Source organism: Candidatus Acidianus copahuensis, from assembly GCF_000632495.1.
GTDB classification, from domain to species: Archaea; Thermoproteota; Thermoprotei_A; order Sulfolobales; family Sulfolobaceae; genus Acidianus; species Acidianus copahuensis.
Genome location: NZ_JFZT01000015.1, coordinates 106893 through 124447, shown reverse-complemented (window position 1 = coordinate 124447; position 17555 = coordinate 106893). Strand labels below are relative to the sequence as shown.

15 protein-coding genes and 1 pseudogene are annotated in these 17555 nt (G+C 34.8%); 6 read left to right on the top strand and 10 right to left on the bottom strand.

The window, feature by feature from the left end; genetic code table 11:
* The first annotated feature begins 6 nt into the window (after nt 1-6).
* Nucleotides 7-1344, top strand: coding sequence for an MFS transporter (locus tag CM19_RS01355; protein ID WP_048098638.1), 1338 nt, complete (start codon nt 7-9; stop codon nt 1342-1344).
* 13 nt (nt 1345-1357) lie between these two features.
* On the opposite strand, the gene CM19_RS01350 is transcribed toward CM19_RS01355, so the two are convergent.
* Nucleotides 1358-2035, bottom strand: a complete 678-nt coding sequence (locus CM19_RS01350) for a helix-turn-helix domain-containing protein (RefSeq protein WP_160164855.1) — start codon at nt 2033-2035, stop codon at nt 1358-1360.
* A 1330-nt stretch (nt 2036-3365) separates the two neighbouring features.
* Nucleotides 3366-3983 (bottom strand): helix-turn-helix domain-containing protein, encoded by a 618-nt coding sequence (locus CM19_RS01345; protein ID WP_048098636.1) that lies wholly within the window; start codon nt 3981-3983, stop codon nt 3366-3368.
* A gap of 91 nt (nt 3984-4074) precedes the next feature.
* On the opposite strand from CM19_RS01345, the gene CM19_RS01340 reads away from it, so the two are divergent.
* Both CM19_RS01340 and CM19_RS01335 read left to right on the top strand, forming a co-directional pair.
* On the top strand, nt 4075-4422 hold the full coding sequence (locus tag CM19_RS01340; RefSeq protein ID WP_048098663.1) for a DUF488 domain-containing protein: 348 nt from the start codon (nt 4075-4077) through the stop codon (nt 4420-4422).
* Nucleotides 4423-4764: 342 nt separating this feature from the next.
* Nucleotides 4765-5478, top strand: coding sequence for a hypothetical protein (locus CM19_RS01335; protein WP_150111345.1), 714 nt, complete (start codon nt 4765-4767; stop codon nt 5476-5478).
* Between the two features lie 891 nt (nt 5479-6369).
* On the opposite strand, the pseudogene CM19_RS01330 reads toward CM19_RS01335, so the two are convergent.
* The 5 genes and pseudogenes from CM19_RS01330 to CM19_RS13505 form a co-directional block, all read right to left on the bottom strand.
* Nucleotides 6370-7150, bottom strand: a pseudogene (locus tag CM19_RS01330) (hypothetical protein).
* Nucleotides 7151-7377: 227 nt separating this feature from the next.
* Nucleotides 7378-8517 (bottom strand): AAA family ATPase, encoded by a 1140-nt coding sequence (locus CM19_RS01325; RefSeq protein WP_048098634.1) that lies wholly within the window; start codon nt 8515-8517, stop codon nt 7378-7380.
* 370 nt (nt 8518-8887) lie between these two features.
* Nucleotides 8888-9232: an ATP-binding protein gene (locus tag CM19_RS01320; RefSeq protein ID WP_048098633.1), complete on the bottom strand. Its 345-nt coding sequence runs from the start codon at nt 9230-9232 to the stop codon at nt 8888-8890.
* 367 nt (nt 9233-9599) lie between these two features.
* Complete coding sequence (locus CM19_RS01315; protein ID WP_048098632.1) at nt 9600-10946, bottom strand: MFS transporter; 1347 nt, start codon at nt 10944-10946, stop codon at nt 9600-9602.
* 232 nt (nt 10947-11178) lie between these two features.
* On the bottom strand, nt 11179-11850 hold the full coding sequence (locus CM19_RS13505; RefSeq protein WP_048098631.1) for a sulfurtransferase TusA family protein: 672 nt from the start codon (nt 11848-11850) through the stop codon (nt 11179-11181).
* Nucleotides 11851-12197: 347 nt separating this feature from the next.
* Between CM19_RS13505 and CM19_RS01305 the strand changes: the two genes are divergently transcribed.
* A complete protein-coding gene (locus CM19_RS01305; protein WP_048098630.1) occupies nt 12198-12974 on the top strand; it encodes an acetoacetate decarboxylase family protein in 777 nt (258 codons plus the stop codon).
* Between the two features lie 236 nt (nt 12975-13210).
* Here CM19_RS01305 and CM19_RS01300 read toward each other — a convergent pair whose 3' ends face one another.
* The 3 genes from CM19_RS01300 to CM19_RS01290 all read right to left on the bottom strand — a co-directional run bounded on the left by CM19_RS01300 (nt 13211) and on the right by CM19_RS01290 (nt 14895).
* Nucleotides 13211-13516, bottom strand: coding sequence for a transcriptional regulator (locus tag CM19_RS01300; protein WP_048098629.1), 306 nt, complete (start codon nt 13514-13516; stop codon nt 13211-13213).
* Nucleotides 13509-13904, bottom strand: a complete 396-nt coding sequence (locus CM19_RS01295) for a hypothetical protein (RefSeq protein ID WP_150111344.1) — start codon at nt 13902-13904, stop codon at nt 13509-13511. Before CM19_RS01295 ends, CM19_RS01300 begins: the two co-directional genes overlap by 8 nt.
* A 217-nt stretch (nt 13905-14121) precedes the next feature.
* Complete coding sequence (locus tag CM19_RS01290) at nt 14122-14895, bottom strand: ATP-binding cassette domain-containing protein (RefSeq protein ID WP_048098627.1); 774 nt, start codon at nt 14893-14895, stop codon at nt 14122-14124.
* Nucleotides 14896-14990: 95 nt separating this feature from the next.
* Between CM19_RS01290 and CM19_RS01285 the strand changes: the two genes are divergently transcribed.
* On the top strand, nt 14991-15839 hold the full coding sequence (locus CM19_RS01285) for a hypothetical protein (RefSeq protein ID WP_048098626.1): 849 nt from the start codon (nt 14991-14993) through the stop codon (nt 15837-15839).
* Nucleotides 15840-16217: 378 nt separating this feature from the next.
* Nucleotides 16218-17462 carry a Glu/Leu/Phe/Val family dehydrogenase gene (locus CM19_RS01280; protein ID WP_048098662.1) on the top strand — a complete coding sequence of 415 codons (1245 nt, stop codon included), beginning with the start codon at nt 16218-16220 and terminating at the stop codon, nt 17460-17462.
* Nucleotides 17463-17555: the final 93 nt, after the last annotated feature.

Below are 17555 nucleotides of genomic sequence, written 5' to 3'. Positions count from 1 at the left end.
AATGGAATGAGTGAAGATAAATCAAATAAAAATAGAAAAGAAAAAACAAAAATTACTCGTTATCAGTGGTTTATATTTGCTGTAGCATTAGCAGGTTGGACAATGGCATCTTTTGATTTGAATCTATACTCGTTTAATTTACCATTTATAATGCAAGATTTACATATTACAATAGTTCAGGCTTCAATTTTAACTTCAGCAATTTACGCTGGTGCTGCGGCAGTAGTTTGGTTAGTAGGGCCAATATTAGATACGTTTGGTAGAAAAACTATATGGCAAATAAGTTTACTCTTTACAGCACTGTTTACTGGATTTACTATCCTAGTAACTAATTTTATTCAGCTTTTAATAGTAAGAGTTTTATCAGACGGTTTTTCTTATGTGGAATTTCCCACCGGAATAACAATAGCTAATGAGGAGTTCCCGGCCAAATATAGAGGAAGTTTATACGGGTGGGTTCAAGGAGGATTCCCATTAGGTTATTTTGTCGCAATAGGAGTTTCTGCCCTAGTATTTAGCGTTATTAAAGATCCGTTGGTTGCTTGGCGCTACGCGTTTTTAGTCGGTATTATACCAATAATAATTGTATTAATTATGAGATTTTGGGTTAAAAAACCTGAGAGAGCAAAATATACTTTACTAGCAAGAAAATTATTGAAAGAAGGAAAAATACAGGAATCTGAGGAAATTACTAAGAAATATAAAGTGGATCTAAACCAAGTCTCTAAGTTTCCCTATAACCAAATGTTTACAGATCCCAAGGTAAAAAAACATACTGTAATAACTACGTTTGCTGAGATATTTCATGAATTAGCTACTCCCGCATTGTTCTTTTTTACTTCTGACGTATTGATAGAATATAAGCATGTTCCTGTATCCATAGTATTTCCGACTCTTTTAATAGCTACTGCATTAGCGTTCTTTGGCTACGGAATTATGGGTCATATAGGTCAAAGAATATCAAGAAAATGGGGAAGTATAATTATAGGAATTTTAGGCGGTTCAGCTGTATTGTTTTTCGCCTTTTCTCAAGGAATTCTGGAAACTATAATAGCAACTATTATATATTACCCTCTTGTACTGTCGTGGAATGGAACATGGTGGGTTTATATTGCTGAATCTTACCCTACAAGAGCTAGGGGAACAGCCAACTCGTGGCAAGTTGGGTTAAACGATTTTGCCTGGATTATAGGGAGTTTAATTTTTGGTCCAGCTATTCTAATTCTAGGATTCTCATTGACATATATATTATTGGCTGCGATTCCTGTCTATTTAGGTGCTATCTTAACCATATTCGCCAAATATACTAAACCTGATGCGGAACTAGAAGAAATAGTATTTTAAATTATAGATCTTTTTATATTAAATTATGTATTTTTTTAAGTACATTTCTTAATCTTAAAGATATATTCATCTTACTTACTCCTAATTCTCTAGCGAACTCATCCAAATTTTTCTTCCTTGGTGAGTCGAAATAACCTAGCTCCTCTGCTTTCTTTATAAGCATTTGTTCCTTTTCAGTAAACATAACGTTACCTATATTTCTAGATATTGCCTTAAACAAATTTTTCTCGTCTAAATTAGAGAAATAAAGATTAACAATCTTAATTCTATCGTCAATCTTAAGTAAATCATCTACCACAATCTTGATGTTATCATTACTTATGATATCATAATATTCTATTCCATTCCTAACAGTTGCATTAAGTACAATAATCCCTCTAGATTTTAATTTTCCGATAACAGTACTGTTAACGTCTTGTAACATAAAAATTGAATATACAGTATATTTATTGGTAGATATTAGGTTAGAGAAATCGTAATCCATAATACTACTGTCGTGGTCTAAGACTTGTTTTAACTTACTCTTACTCTCATATTTACTTCTACGCACAATTGAAATTCTGTTAGCTTTAAGGATATTAAATGTAGAATATTCAACGCTAACTAATGTGTCGTAGTAGTCATAAACGGTAAACTCAGTCCAACATCCACTGTGCCGTAAAGCCAAATTAGCGTAAAGATACTCAGGCATAAGTTTCATGTTTATAATGTACAAATTATTTAAAAAGGCTTCCGGTATGTATTATGGTAAATTAAATCATTAATTAACTATCTTTTTTAGAAAAAGGTTCCAATTAGATTTAGATTAAAAAGAACTTCATACTATGATTTAATTATACGATAATGGTAAAATATGAATAAGCGTTCTATCTAACATTACTGAAGATGAGTTATCTTTATGAGTGGAAAAAATAAGTACAACGTTGCTAAAAATTAACATAAGTGTAAAGACTCTAGTTTGGACAAATGTCTAAACATAATGCGCGTTTCTGGCTAAGAGTTTTTAATTTCCCTAACCCCCTTCAATGGCTACCTTTAAGTTTTTGTCACCAAGTTTTAAGGAAAAGTTCTATGCTTTCAGTACTCCTTCTCATAACTAACTTTATACCCACTAACCATGCTAGGAAACCATTAACATAGCCGACATTCTTATCTCTTCAATATCATATTTCACTCCCTCAGCCTCAAACTCTCTCCTTAAGAACTCTACAGAAACGTCTTTTGGAAAATAGTTTATTCTCTATTAAGAAAAACTAATAGAAGGATTCATTTCTTGAGATCATAATTTCTTCTAACATACCTATAACTGAACCAGACACTACATATAAGGCTCTCTTAGGGGACTGTTATAGTCATCAGTTTAGCTTAAATTATTGTATTTTTATGCATTTTATATTTTTCTCCAGAGTACTTATATGCTCTAAAAACAGTATTAAGTTGTCCCGCATGAGGGTGTATAGACACAAAGAAGGGATAAAAAGAATGGAAGATGTGTGGGTTTCCCGTAATCTTTGGGTCTTATCTCTTAGGGTTATCTGATTAATGGGGGAGAGTGATGATAACGTGGTGAAATCCAAGGGTTTTACGGACTTATGGTCCGCAAAGTCCAACTCCTTCTTCAACTCTTAATGAGTTAGCCTTCACGTGATGCAAACCAATGTGTTGATATAGTCGTGCTAACGATTTTCTCGTCTCGTGACACACAGGACATTGATACATGCCTTCTGATGTTACAACAGGTTTTAAATCCGAGTGCTGAATAGCCACGTGTTGGTAATATAATGAATTAGTTCCGAACACCTCTCCACACACTTTACATTTTAAGAGAACTCTTTTTACCATAAGTTATGGTTAGAACGCTTAATTAAAAATACTATGCCTAAGATATTAGGTTAAACTCAGTAAACAAAATGCATTCATGTTATCCCGTTTATAATCTTTTTTGCTTATCAATAAAGTGATTAACAAGTAACTTCCTGCTTCCGTGAGATCCAGTGAAATACTCTAATTTGAAAGAGATGTCATTCAACCTTTTTATCCAAGTAATATTTTACTGCCTTTCTAAGGGCCTTCCTCAATATCTCTTCTAGTGTAGGAGCGCTAATTCCCAGTTTTCCCGCGAGTTCAGAAAGGCTGATTTTCCTATCTTCATCAAAATAACCTAACTTATAGGCTAACTTTAGTATCTCTTTCTGTCTCTCAGTCAACTCATTGTCAGAGACCACTGTTGTATTGAGCACTGTAACCTTACTACCACCCTCACTTACTTTTCTTATGAAATCCTTTAAGGCAGTATTGTTTAAGACTAGGAGAGTGTAAAGTACTGTCTTGGGACCAATAACCTTGACCTTCTCCACAACTATTTCTGAGGAGTAAAGTAGTCTACATACACCACACCCGTTAGTTCTCACCCATACCTTAAAATCGCTTAACCGTAAGGACTTAATAGACCTCTTTTTTATTTCACTAACTATTTCATCGTCTATTTTCCTTTCAAAAGTCATGATGTGGTCGGTGGTATTATCGCCTAACTTAACGTTTTCCACACTAGCCTTTAGGTCAAGTTCTGAAATCAGCCCTATTACTTGACATGGGTGGTTCTCTATAACAACTGTAGCCTCGATAGGACCCCTTTTCATAAAATTCCCATTAAGTATTTGTTTTTAAAGTCGATATACTAAAAGTTTAGGTATAGTTTTTATTATGTGTTATGACTACACACTTAATAACATGATAAAGATTAAGAGAGTTTATGACCCTATGGAAAAAGATGATGGGGTAAGAGTTCTAGTTGACAGATTATGGCCTAGAAACGTAAAGAAGAGCGCTGTTGATTTATGGTTAAAGGACATAGCACCTAGTGATGAACTTAGGGAGTGGTTCAACCATGATCCCACAAAGTGGGAGGAGTTCAAGAAGAGGTACTTTGAGGAATTGAATAAGAACCCTAAAGTGAGATCTCTCTTGGAGTTATTAAAAAAGGAGGTTAACGTCACCTTACTTTACGCGTCTAAGTCCCCTTATAACAATGCTGTAGCGTTAAAAGAATACTTGGAAAAACTTTTAGAGAAAGAGTAGTTTGTTTTATCGCTAGCCTTCTCAGTAGTCTAACCTAGATCTTGGTATCTAGAGTAATTAAGCTCGAATTGGTGGGGGAGAGGCATATTAGGAAGCTCCCGTTTCGCGGATGATTAGACGTTCTAATGAAATGTAACTAGTAATGTGATGCAGAGTGATAAATAAGGTGAAGCCCCGTGTTAAGACTGAAAAATTGAAAATGATGATATCTTAGGGAAATACCAAAGAGAAGGGCTTGTCCTGATGGAATTAGACTCCGGATGTATCCTACGGTTTTCCGGGTCTATTTCACCTAATCCTTTAGGTATATCTCTTTTAACTGTACAAAATATGCTTAATGCGATGATAAAACTTAGGAACCATGGCCTATTTGGGTTGTTGACTTATACTTATGTCATCTCGCTGTTCCCAAAGTCTGACTTGATTAGAGCATTAATTCTAGTGCCCATACTGCTTTACAGTATTGTAGTGTTGGATAAATTGAACCCTAAAGTTGAGGTTTTTAAGTTATCATACCTAGATATACTCTTAGGAGTTTTATCAGCAATTCCATACATTTTGATTATCTATGAGGTAAGGAGCTTTACTGTGCTAATCCCCATAACCTTACTTTTACTATCTCTTTACTTCTTTCACGAGAGGAAAAGTATGTGGGGTAACGTAGTAGGGACAGCCTTTATTTCCGCACTTTCCTTTATACTAACTTTATTTCTAAATAACCCCTTTTACCTTATCATACCTTCCTTTTGGACTCTTTACACTTTTACACAAGCTCTCTATGTAGAATATAAGATACCTTATAGGAAATTGGATAGAAAAGTATTGATGGTGTCGTGGTCTATATCGCTTTTTCTACTCATAACTTTGAGCCTCTACCTTAATGTCTTTCTGATGCTGTTAGCGTTAATAGAGCCCTCAGTAAGGTTCTTTAAGCCTGGAGAGAAGTTAAAGTCATCAAAGGAGATAAGGAGTCTAGGAAGGGGTGGTATGAAAAGAGACTTACTATTCGTTACTTTAACAGTAGTAACTTCATACTTAGTCTTCTTTAGAGTTTAACTGTATTTTCAATTCTCGGCTTGAATATATCTAAATAGTATGTTAGCCTAGAAGAAAGATCAATGTTCTTGAAAGGAGGATGTTCATTCCCTTAAGTCCTAGCTTTATTAGTTGTTAATAGAATCTTAATAGGTCGCGCTAATTACGTCTCGACTAGTTAGTTAATCATGATAAGGTGACACTATAATGTAGAGTGACAATACATGAAATGAAAGATTTAAATATTTATTATAGTAAATATTTACTATGAGTAATATTAAGGTGTTGAGGGCTTTATTCATCGTAGAGGGTTATTGTTATTGTACACTTTTATCTATCTTATCTATTCCACTTTAACATCATGTTACACGTCCATAGCAAGTTCCTAGGGCTTTCTCCATTATTCCCTATAACCTCCTTTGGAGCATTAGGTTTCATATTCATTACGTTTGCCCTAAAACCTCAATTACTTATAAACAAGGGTTTAGCGTCTTACCTCCTACGCACGGTAAGTGGTGTTTCAGCCTTCTTCGCTATACTATTCATATTCATTCAAGGTTTTACCATAAGCTTCAGCGTCTGGTATACTGGCTCCTGCAGTTCTTCCGGGTCTTCCATTCACTGGAGGTCTTCTAATTCATATAATCTTTGAGCACGGTTTAGGTGGAGTGCTAGGGTTTTTAGTAGCCCTTAAGCCAAGGATATTAACTACTGTAAGACAAAAAATAAAGGAAAGTTTAAGGTAGAGTTTTTAAACTTGTAGCTAGACGTTATTACAAGACCAGAGTTCTAAAGTGTTAAATTCATCGTAAAAAATCCTAAAACGATTTCAAATCTCTTGTTATTCTAAAAAATAGAAGCCGTTTTCTCGATCCTTAGTTAATCTCATCTCCTACTGTCCTATAGCTTTAACTATCCTAAGACTGCTTTAACTATCCTAAGACTTAGTAGTGCTGCAATAGCACCAACTATTATGTCACCCGGTAGGAATGCTATTAAATCAAAAGTTACCCTACCCCAGTCAACATAAGCCCCATAAATGAATGGACGAAGGAACGCGCCATAAAGTATAGGGTCTGGTATAGCCCATAGAGCACCTATTATTCCTCCCTCTACTATAGCAAAGACATAATTCATAGTTTTAAGTTGGCCTGATGTACTATTAGTAGTATTATTTTGTACTTTCCTTCCTATGCCAAATAATTTACCACCAGTTATTGCTATCATTATATCAATGAAAAGCCCATAAGTTAAAGATTCATATATGAAGTATAGTGGCTGTCCTCCAAAACCGTAATGAAATGTGTCTGCTAATACGTCGAAAATAAATAATGTTAACATACCTACACCAACTTTCCTAATTATCGCAGCAATAATAAAGACTATTACTAGTCTTCCCCAGAAGCCAATACCTATAAAGGGACTACTTGGAAGAAATTTTCCGATAAAACTCCCCACATAATATTCCCCGACTACACTGAATGCTGCCCCAATACCTATATATACTAGATCAAGGGTAGAAAACGCTTTAAGTCCTCCAGTCTTTTTACCTATGTATAAAGTAATTAAAAACGCTAGTATGAAGTGCTACTATTATTTCCCATGGTATCATTCCTGGAACATTTACATCTCTTTTTGTACCATTAAACGCATAAACTATCGTAGATAAGTGGTAAATATACTTAAAAATCATGACTTATATACTATATTTAGAAGTTTATAGTTTGTATAATTCTATGTGATTAATGAATTATTGAAGTGAAGAGTATTGACGAAATAAAAAATTCTGATGTCTAAATCTTACACTATAAACTTTATGATCACTTTACGAAAAGGAGGGATAAGGTGATAAAGCATCAATTAGATGTTAAAAGTAGAGTTGGATCACATAATTAACGAAGAAGAAAGAATAGTTCATCTTTAATGTGAAAGGTAATGGACAACCATAGGGTCTAAAATTGAGTAAACTCCCTTTTCCTTTCTTTCAATATATCCATATCTTCTCAGTTGTTCTAATGCTTCATTCGCTTTCCACCTCTTATCCTCAACCACGTCCTTAACCTTGGCAGAACCTCCTAGTTGAGCAATCTTCTTTAACACGCTCTTAGCTGAAGGTTTTAGTTTTCCTAAATCTCTATCAATAGCTATCCTAACGTTATCATCTTCAAGTAACGTTATAAGGAATGATTCTATGTTTTCCGTACTCCCTCTCATAACTACCTTTATTCCAATTAGGTTTAACCATGCAGGAAAACCATCAACGTAGTCCACAATCTTATCTATATTTTTAAGATCATACTTCACTCTTTCAACTTCAAATCCCTTCCTCAAGAATTCTATGGAAACATCCCTGGTAAAAGGGTAAACCCTCTCTATTAGGAAAAACTGGTAAAAGGGTTCATTTTTTGAGCTCATAATTTCCTCTAACATACCTACTGCTGAACCAGATATGACGTATGATACTCTTTTATGAAACTGCCACCTCGACCTCATTTTGTGAAATAACTCCGGCATCGATTGCTTAGCTAGCCTCAGATACTGAAACTCATCTATTATAACTATAAACCTCTCAAAACCTAACTCTTCACATAATATCTCTGGTATATCTAAGACTTCCGAGAATTCTTCACCAATTTTACTACCTTTTTCAGCCTTGTCAAGAAATAGTTCTATCCTGCTGTTAATTTCTGGGATGGAAAAGCTAACCTTTATAGCACCTAACATCTCCCTAAGGGATCTCATAGACTTCTTTACTATCTCCTTTAACCTATGTCCCTTCCCAGCCCTCTCATAAGCCTCTGCCATTACACTTTCAAGCGTATACGAGACAAAGGAGTGTAAGTCGAACCCTTTTTCGTTTTCAACAAACTCCTCAGCGTTAACGATAACTGAAGGATAGTTAAGTTGCTTTATAGAAGCAAGCAATATTGAAGTCTTCCCTATCCTCCTAGGGCCTATTAGACTTAATGGCTGTCCTCTCCTCATATATAATGTAACTTTCCTTATATCATCCTCCCTACCAAAAGGAGTGTCAGTAGGTGGACCATAAATAAACCACATTTGTAGAGGTACCCCTACTATAGAGGTACCACTACATTCTAATAAACTTAATTAATATCAAAGGGGGTTTAATAACTATTAAAAATGTGAGTCTATTGAGAGAGTAAGAATTTCCACAGAGGTATTAACTTTACATTTCCCTCTTTACCTTCATAGTCATACGTTATTACGTTCAATTCATTGCACCCTAAGGTTTTACCAACCCTAACTAAATTGTCTATATCTCTCTTTTCAATATCCTTATCACTCTCAGCATATGTGACAACTACTCAAGCCTCGCCTTTTAAGGCGGGGTTATTTTTTAAAAGCTTTGATCTATGTGGTATCTTATATGCCCTCCGATGAAGGGGTACTAACCAGGACAATAATCCTAGAGGAATTCTGAAAAGGAGAAAGGATATAAGGTTAAGTCAATGTGTCTCCCAGTCATATATGTAGCCATCTCCTTACTCATTAGCGTAGCGTTACTCCCAGTTACTATCACTTTTTTGCTTTCCCTCAACCTTGAGACGAACAGCTCCCATCCTGGTACGTTCTGTATTTCGTCTAGTATAATTACTTCTGCGTTACCTTTCAGAGAATATATGGCCTCAAGTACTTTGTTAAGCTCTCTTGCGTCAATACCCATTAGCCTCTCGTCGTCAAAGTTAACCCTAGCATAGATCTTATTCCTTGATAGTAGGACAGCTAGTACGGACTTACCACTCCTTCTCAAGCCTGTTATTAGTAGGGTGTTAGGGTGATCAAGTATTTCTTGTAGTTCTCAGCATCCCTTCTGATTATCTTCTCTCCACTGAAGAGCTCCTTTAAAGCGTCTTCTTGATCGCTAGAATTTTCTTTATTTCTTCAACTTCCATAATTGAATGATTACCTAATGTTGTATAAAATGTTTGCAGTAGCAGTGCAAACTTTTACGGTAAAGTTTGCAGTAACAGTGAAAAAGCTTCAAGATTCCAATAGAATATTCACAGGTAACCGTGAATATTGGGCGCCTATGTTTTCAAAAGCCCCTTATATTAGAATAACACTTCATTATAACGATCTCCGACAACAGTATCACTTCACATTTATTAATATAAAAATTAGCTTAAAGATACTCCTTTCGTCTCAGGTATAACAATCAGAGTTATCAAAGAGGAGGATAGGGCTATTATTGCATATACAGCTAACAAAGCGCCCAAACCATAATTACTTAACAAAAGGGGGAAAGCAGTAATGCTTAACGCTGCGGACAGTCTGTCCGTAGCAACGCTTATAGCTTGTCCAGTTCCCCTTATTTTGGTTGGGACTAATTCTGGGGCCAACATAGCTGAACCTATAATTGATGCCGGCCCTATTGCTGCAAATAAGTAATTTAGTAAGTAAAAGGAAAAGCCGAGTATAGCACCTATTCCAGTGAGCGTTACGGACGAAATCTGACCAGTTCCAGAGAGATTTATTCCAAACAGAGATGGTCTCATTAAAAGAAGTGAATACATAAGAAGCCAAATGAAGACTCCTGCATAGCCTATGACTATTAAGGGCTTCCTCCCTATCCTATCGACTAAAGAGATACTAATAAATTGACCTGGCAAACCAGCAAATAACTGTGCGGCATAAGTAAAAGCTATTGGAGTTAACCCTAGATTAGCTGCTATAGTAATTGGACCATAAATTGCGAAAGTAGAAGAATACATATCGTAAAGTAACCACAATAAGGATGCAACGATTATGAAACCAGAAGAGGTCAATAATCTCTTCTTAAATGGCGTTCTATCAACCTCTACAACTACATTTCCTACTTCCTTCTCCAATCTTTCAAGTTCCTTCTTGATAGGCTTAATCTTTGTTAGGAATTTATACGTTTCTGGAATCTTTCTTCTCAGGTAAAACACTGAGAACGCAGGAATAGATCCCGCAAGGAAAACTAACCTCCAAACTAATGAAGGGCTTACATTAGCGATTAGAAGTATTTGCTCAACAAAGGCCGCTGCCACAGCTCCTAATCCCCAAAGAACTGCAAAAGTTACTATCATAACCTTTCCTCTATTCTTTGGGGACGAGTTTTCAGCGGCTATTATTGGGGATAAAACGTAATCTGCACCTATACCCATACCGAGAATTAATCTAAAGAGGAGAATCTGAGTGTAGTTCTGGGAGATCGATTGTCCTATAATTCCCAGAGTCATTAGAAAGACATCAAGCCCATACATGAACCTTCTTCCTAACCTATCTGAAAGAAATCCCATGATGATTGCTGATATTGCAGCTCCGTAATAAGATCCAGCGACAAGTACTCCTTCCTGAATCTTAGACATGTGAATTGATGATTCAAGTAGATAGAATACTAAAGATATGGCGTAAAGCTCATATCCGTCAGTAAACATTCCCATACCTGCAGTAAGAACATTTTTGATCTCAAAACTTCTAAAGCTCCACCCTCCCTTCATAGGAATATTAGTAAATACCCATAGCTAATAAGTGTATCTATTATAAGTAGCTACTATGAAATATTTTAACTATTATATAATTATTTATCATAGATTTTACGAGATCATTTTCAATTTAAGTTTAAAATACTTCCTTTGGAAACTACCCCATTTAAATAATATCGATAAAAATATCTATTATATATTAACAAATAATCTAAAACTACATCGAGTGTACAACACGAAAGTCACTTTAAATAATTTCTTTGTTTAACTTCTGAGGGAGTATATCCTCGCATTTTTTTAAGTGAGATTCTATATACTTTTTAGCTACAGGCATTAATGGACCTGAATACCATTCCTCCACTCTTATTTCTGAACCGTCTCTCATAGGAAGAATAACAAATCTCCATCCTATATTTATTCTAAAACTTACAAATTTATTATAGATCACGTATGATATTTCATATCCTTCTCCAATATTTTTCCAGTCTTGAATTGCTTCAACTGTCCACTTAAAGATTGCCCACTTAAGTTCAAACACGTATCCATTCTCTCCTTTCCTAATTCCCTTTAGCTGAGGGACAAAACTTTGAATTACTGATGGATCCTGAAGGATCCTAAACGAATCCTTTGAGGATAAATTAACGTCTATTCTTTTATACTTTGAATAACCTTCCTCTACTTTAATCTCAACATTTTTCTCTTTTACTATAATAAACTTTACATAATCTTTTTCTTTCTCAATAGTGTAATTAAGACCTAAGCTTTTACACAGGGAAGGTAGAGTGACATCAATGGCGGGTTCGTGATCTGTTAGCACTATAAGCTTTCCGTTTCTCATCTTTCGAAGCTCCTTCGAAGCCTTTAACTCAGGTATTGGACATTCATCACCTCTTACATCAATAACTTTTTCTTCACTCATTAATTAAAGATCTTTATTTGCTATAAAAATTTTTGTACTAAATATCTGATACTGAATAAATAACTAAAATGAGTTTTGATTAAATTTGCATATAAATCTTTAAACTGCTTCCTTCGATAGTTTTATTCACCTTATGTCTAAATACATCCTTCTGAAATATCATCTATTTGCTTATTTGGTGTATACGATATCATTTAAGAGTTCACCATGAACTATAACTGAAAACCTCTTCTTTTACCTTTAATTCCATAGGTTAAAGTCAATACGTCTACCTCTATTCAACGATTATTAATCAGGTTTTATGAAGCACTTATATTCGATTATGATATTGATTAAAAACGTTAGAAATGTCTTTCTCATTACCTATAACTCGAACTGGAAAGTCAAATATAGTTCCACCACCTCCATGGTATTATGGAGTTACGTATATAGGTGTTCACGTAAAGTTTTCATCAGTTAATGACATAGTTCCGGAGATGTTTGATCCTGAAGGGGAAGGTTGGATATACATTGCGGAGTTCATCTCTACCTCTGAACATACATGGGAATACATGTATGCCGATCCTGAATTAACGCAGTACATGGAAGGGGCTATAGGAGTAAAAGTAAATTTCAGAGGAAAGAGCTATCTTTATTATCCGTTTATGTGGGTAGATAAGGACTGGGCATTAGTAAGAGGTTGGATTGATGGCTATCCTAAGAAGATTGCTAAGATATCTATGACTAAACTTCATCCACTTCTACCTAAATACAACAAGCCAGTTCGTGAGTTAACGTTAGGAGGTTATGCAGTGAGAGGGAGCGCAATTATAAAACTACAGGTAAGCCTAACAGAAAAGGTAGATAAAACTCCAATCCAGTCCTTCGGACCCTTAATAAATATAAGGAGATTTCCATCGAGAGGAGATGGAGAAGACGATGTATATGAGATTGTCAGCCGTGTAAGAGACGAGAGTGTCATGGGAGAAATATGGAGGGGGGACGGCAAAGTAGAATTGAGAGGTTCGATAAATGATGAGATAAACCTTGAGCTTGACAAAGTTTACGGTGGTTACTATTTTACTCAATACTTTAAGGTTACTACGACTACCCTACTAGAGAAAATTCCTGCTAAAAAGGCCTAAATTTTGATTTAATATAGTGTAGTAAGAACGCATTAAGGAAACGCATTACAGGAGGAAATCAGCTAGTCGGCATCAAGATTTTTACCCATAATATATCTTGAATACATTCGCAATAAAGAAAAATATATAATCATTTCTCTCAATAGAGAAATATAAAAATAATACTTAATTAAAATCGATACAAATTTTACATACCACATATCAGTTTATTTTCTCAAAATTTATATTAAGTTATTCTATTTATTTACTTTCTTAATTAACTCAAAATACATCTTTACAGTTTCCCTTCCTTTATCCGTTATCTTTATTATAGTCCTGGGTCCCGCAACAGTAGGTACTTTCTTAACCACTATTAAGCCTGCCTCTTCCAATACTTGTATATGTAATGAGATGGAACCCTTTGACTGTCCAGTATATTCTGCTATTTCACTAAAAGTCATCTTCTCAAACACGTATAATCCTATCAATATACCCAGTCTTACAGAGTTTGAAAGCACTTTATTATTGAGAAATTCCATCAGCTTCTTCACATCTTCACTCAATTTCCTGCACCTCTAGTAGCGACATCACTCCAGCATAGATCCATGCTATGCTTACTACTAGATATATTGGCGTAAACAGACAACCAAAGGGCATAAAGATAAACGAAACTAACGCTATTACATCATAATATCTGGGTTCAGTATATCTATATCGAGAAAAAAGAGCTACATAGATGTTGTATGTAATTACTGCAACATAAATGTAGGAAAATATAAAGTAAAACTTTAGATTTCCACTAACCGAGGAGAGGAGAAATCCTGAAATTAATCCAATATAAATTAAGGTGTAAGCTAAAATAGTTATTCGAAACTTCTTTTTATCTATCTTTTTTCCATATATAAATGTTAAGTAATCTAGATCTATTTTATAAAATAATTTTATAGTCATATAAAAAAATGGAATCAATGGTATAGAAGTAATTAAAATATAAACTAGGCTAGTAAGTTGGACGTTAAGCAAACTAAGCGTTGAAAAGATTATATCGAGTATTAGGGTGTATATAGGCCATATAATATAATATAATCCAAAGTTTTTCCTCGCTTTCTTCTCGATAATTGTTTTAGCTATCCGTTTACTCTCCTCTATGAGATCTTTATTATTCTGACTAATCAGGAATCACCCTATAAATCCTGTTTAAACTCCCTAAACTATCAAATCTCAGGCCTTTATCTCCCTTAACTAGAGATATCTTTTTCCCGTTAATGTCGAAGGAAATTAGCGATTCAGGCATTTCTCCCTCAACAATAGAAGAGGAAAGTACATCATTGACCTTTACTGGACCGTATATTTTACCAAGAATTAGAAAATATAAATTGTAATTAGAAAAGGACTTTAACATATCTATTTCATGTGTTACGAAAAAGCCCTCTTCTCCATACTCCTTTATCCATCTTACTACTACAGACCTTCTGGGAGCATCGACATTCTCAAACGGTTCATCTAAGATAGCAATTTTAGGTCTTGATGCAAGAGCCAGAGCATTTCTTACGATGAGCGATTGCCCTGCTGATAATTTATAAAATTGCTTATTTAGGACATCCTTTATGTTGATTTCCTTTATCATACTCAAGAAAAGCTCTTCATCTATATCCTTGAACTCGGAGTAAAGGTAAAGTATATCCTTTACTCTTTCTCCAATCGAAAATGCTTCTGGAATATTCGTTGAGAGTTTTGTAAAACCTTTAATTTTTCTTAGCTCATTACCATCAATAAAAATTTCCCCTTCGTATGGCAACATTCCACAAATTGACTTTATTAGCGTTGTCTTACCCGAACCGTTTGGACCTAGAACAACTCCTTTTTCTTTAGTTATTGTCATACTTATGTTGTCAAGTATCTTTTCATCTAAGGTCACTGAAACGTTTTTTAACTCAAGCATACAGAGTTATATAACTTTAGAGTTTTAAATATAGAGTTGAGTTCAAAATCTGAACTTATTTTACAACTTAAATTATTGGAAGACTTAATCAAACCATGAAAAAATTAGTATTGTACATTGTGAAAAGGTTTCTCACATCTAAACCATTAATCGGATGGGGTATTCTATTTACCTTTTTTTGGATATTTGTTGGTGCGTATTTAGAGTCATCTTCCCTAAATAGTGTTCCAACTTCCATATTTAAGGAAGCGTATTATACTTATACAACTAGTTGGTTTATGTTCGCAATTATATATTCCTTAAGTGGACTGGCAACTACAGTATCGTATACTATAACTTATCAAACTGGTTCCCTTCCTTTCCTATTCAAATTTGGAAAGTTAACCCCACGTAAATACTTGGCATCAGTGTATGTTGGAATGGAAATAGTATCATTAGTTATTGGTTTATTAATGACAGCATTTACAACTATTTTATTTTCCACAAATGGTAAAGGTGTATTTGTCTATCCAGCCAATATACCAATAACAATTTTGGCAATACTCCTAGCCGGTTTCTTTATGACGTCTTTAGCCTTCCTTCTAGATATTGTAGTGATAAAATATTTGGGATTAAAAAATCAAAATTTTGTAAGTTTTATACCACTTATTCTTGGCTTTATTTTTTACTTCTTATACATATATTCAACGTTTAAGAGCGCAATACCAGACTACCTTTCACCATTTAATGCGTTGATGCTCATTGCAGGCATCGGATTTTACGGAAAGGCATTACCAGTTTCAATGGGACAGTTCACTGCAGGAATGGAAACAAGTGTTCCCTCAGTCTCTTTGACATACTTGGTTGCTTCCGCGTTGATTTGGGGAATAGTACTCTCTGTAATAGACACTGTCTTGATAAAGAAGATTACGTTAAGGAATATAAATGAAGGGAAAATATTCTAACCTTATTTTTTGACTTCCCTCTAATTTACTGCTTTTTTTGGTTGAAAATATGCCTATAAGAATTTCTTAGGTTCAACCTGTAGTAAAATTTACTTTACTATATATAGATCCTTTTAAGACATGTTTAAGCTGAAGTTATATATCCTATTAAGGATTCACACGTAGTTTTAAACCACTAATAATTAAACACTCCATATCTCCCTAGTGAAGAATACGGTATTACCGTGCAAATTAAAACATCCCGAGATAAGAAAAGTAACAAAAATAGAACGAAGTCAAACTATTTCAGCAATTTGCACTGTATAAAAATTCATAGTATATTATATTTTAAAGAAAAGTTTTGAAAAAATATTAAAATGTGAAATATGATTAATGTTTATGGAAACAGCTTCTCTCGAAAGGACAAACCTTTACGATCAACAGTTGAAGATTCTCAGGAGAATAGGAGAGATAATGGGACTTGATGGGGATATAGTTGAGTCCCTTTCTATTCCAGAAAGGGTCATACAAGTTAAAGTTCAATTAAAAGGAGATACGATAAAAACATTTATTGGATGGAGATCCCAACACAATTCAGCTCTAGGTCCTTATAAGGGAGGAATAAGATTTCATCCTCAAGTTACCAAGGAAGAAGTAATAGCTCTCTCCATGATAATGACGTGGAAGAACTCAATCATGGGACTTCCTTTCGGTGGAGGAAAGGGAGGTTTAAGGATAGACCCTTCAGTCCTAACTCTTCCAGAAACTGAGAGAGTAATAAGAGAATATGTAGCCCAAATGTACAAATATATGGGCGGTGATTTCGACGTTCCAGCTCCAGATCTGAACACAGATGGACAAATTATGGCGTGGGCTGTTGACGAATACATCAGACTTACAGGTAAGAACGATTTCTCTTCATTTACTGGAAAACCTACAGAACTTAACGGAATTTCAACTAGATCCTTTAGTACTGGGCTTGGAGTAGCTGAAGTAACGAAAATTTATGCCGAAAAATTTATGGGAGGAATTGAGGGAAAGAGGATAGCGATTCATGGGTTTGGTAACGTTGGATACAACTCCGCCAAATTTCTTCAGGAGATGGGAGGTAAAGTTGTTGCAATAAGCGACGTTAATGGAGGAATATTGGATTGGAATGGATTAGATGTAGGAAAGGTCAAAGAATTTTCTGATAGATATAAGACAGTAAAAGATTTTCCTGCAAAACAGATTAGTAACGAGGAATTACTAACTTTAGATGTGGATATACTTATACCAGCTTCAATAGAGGGAGTAATAAACGCTATGAACGCTCATAGTGTTAAGGCAAAGCTAATTGTAGAGGGAGCAAATGGCCCAATCTCAGTAAAAGCTGATGAAATTCTTAAAAAGAGAGGAGTGATTATAATCCCTGATATCATAGCTAACGCAGGTGGGGTTATAGGAAGCTACGTTGAATGGGCTAATAACAAAATAGGAGGGATTATTGAGGAAGAAGAGGTAAAGAGGATTATACGCAATAAGATGAGGGAAGCCATGGGAAGGGTGATGAAAACTACGGAAAAATACGAAAGTGATTATAGGACAGCAGCAATGATTAATGCTGTTGATAGAGTAGTTAAATCTGCAAAGCTAAGGATGTAGTTTTTATAGAAATTTAAGTTATTAAATAGTAACAGTTAAATATATCATGTTATCTTGACCAACCTATTTGCAATGGTGACGTAGTCCCACGAT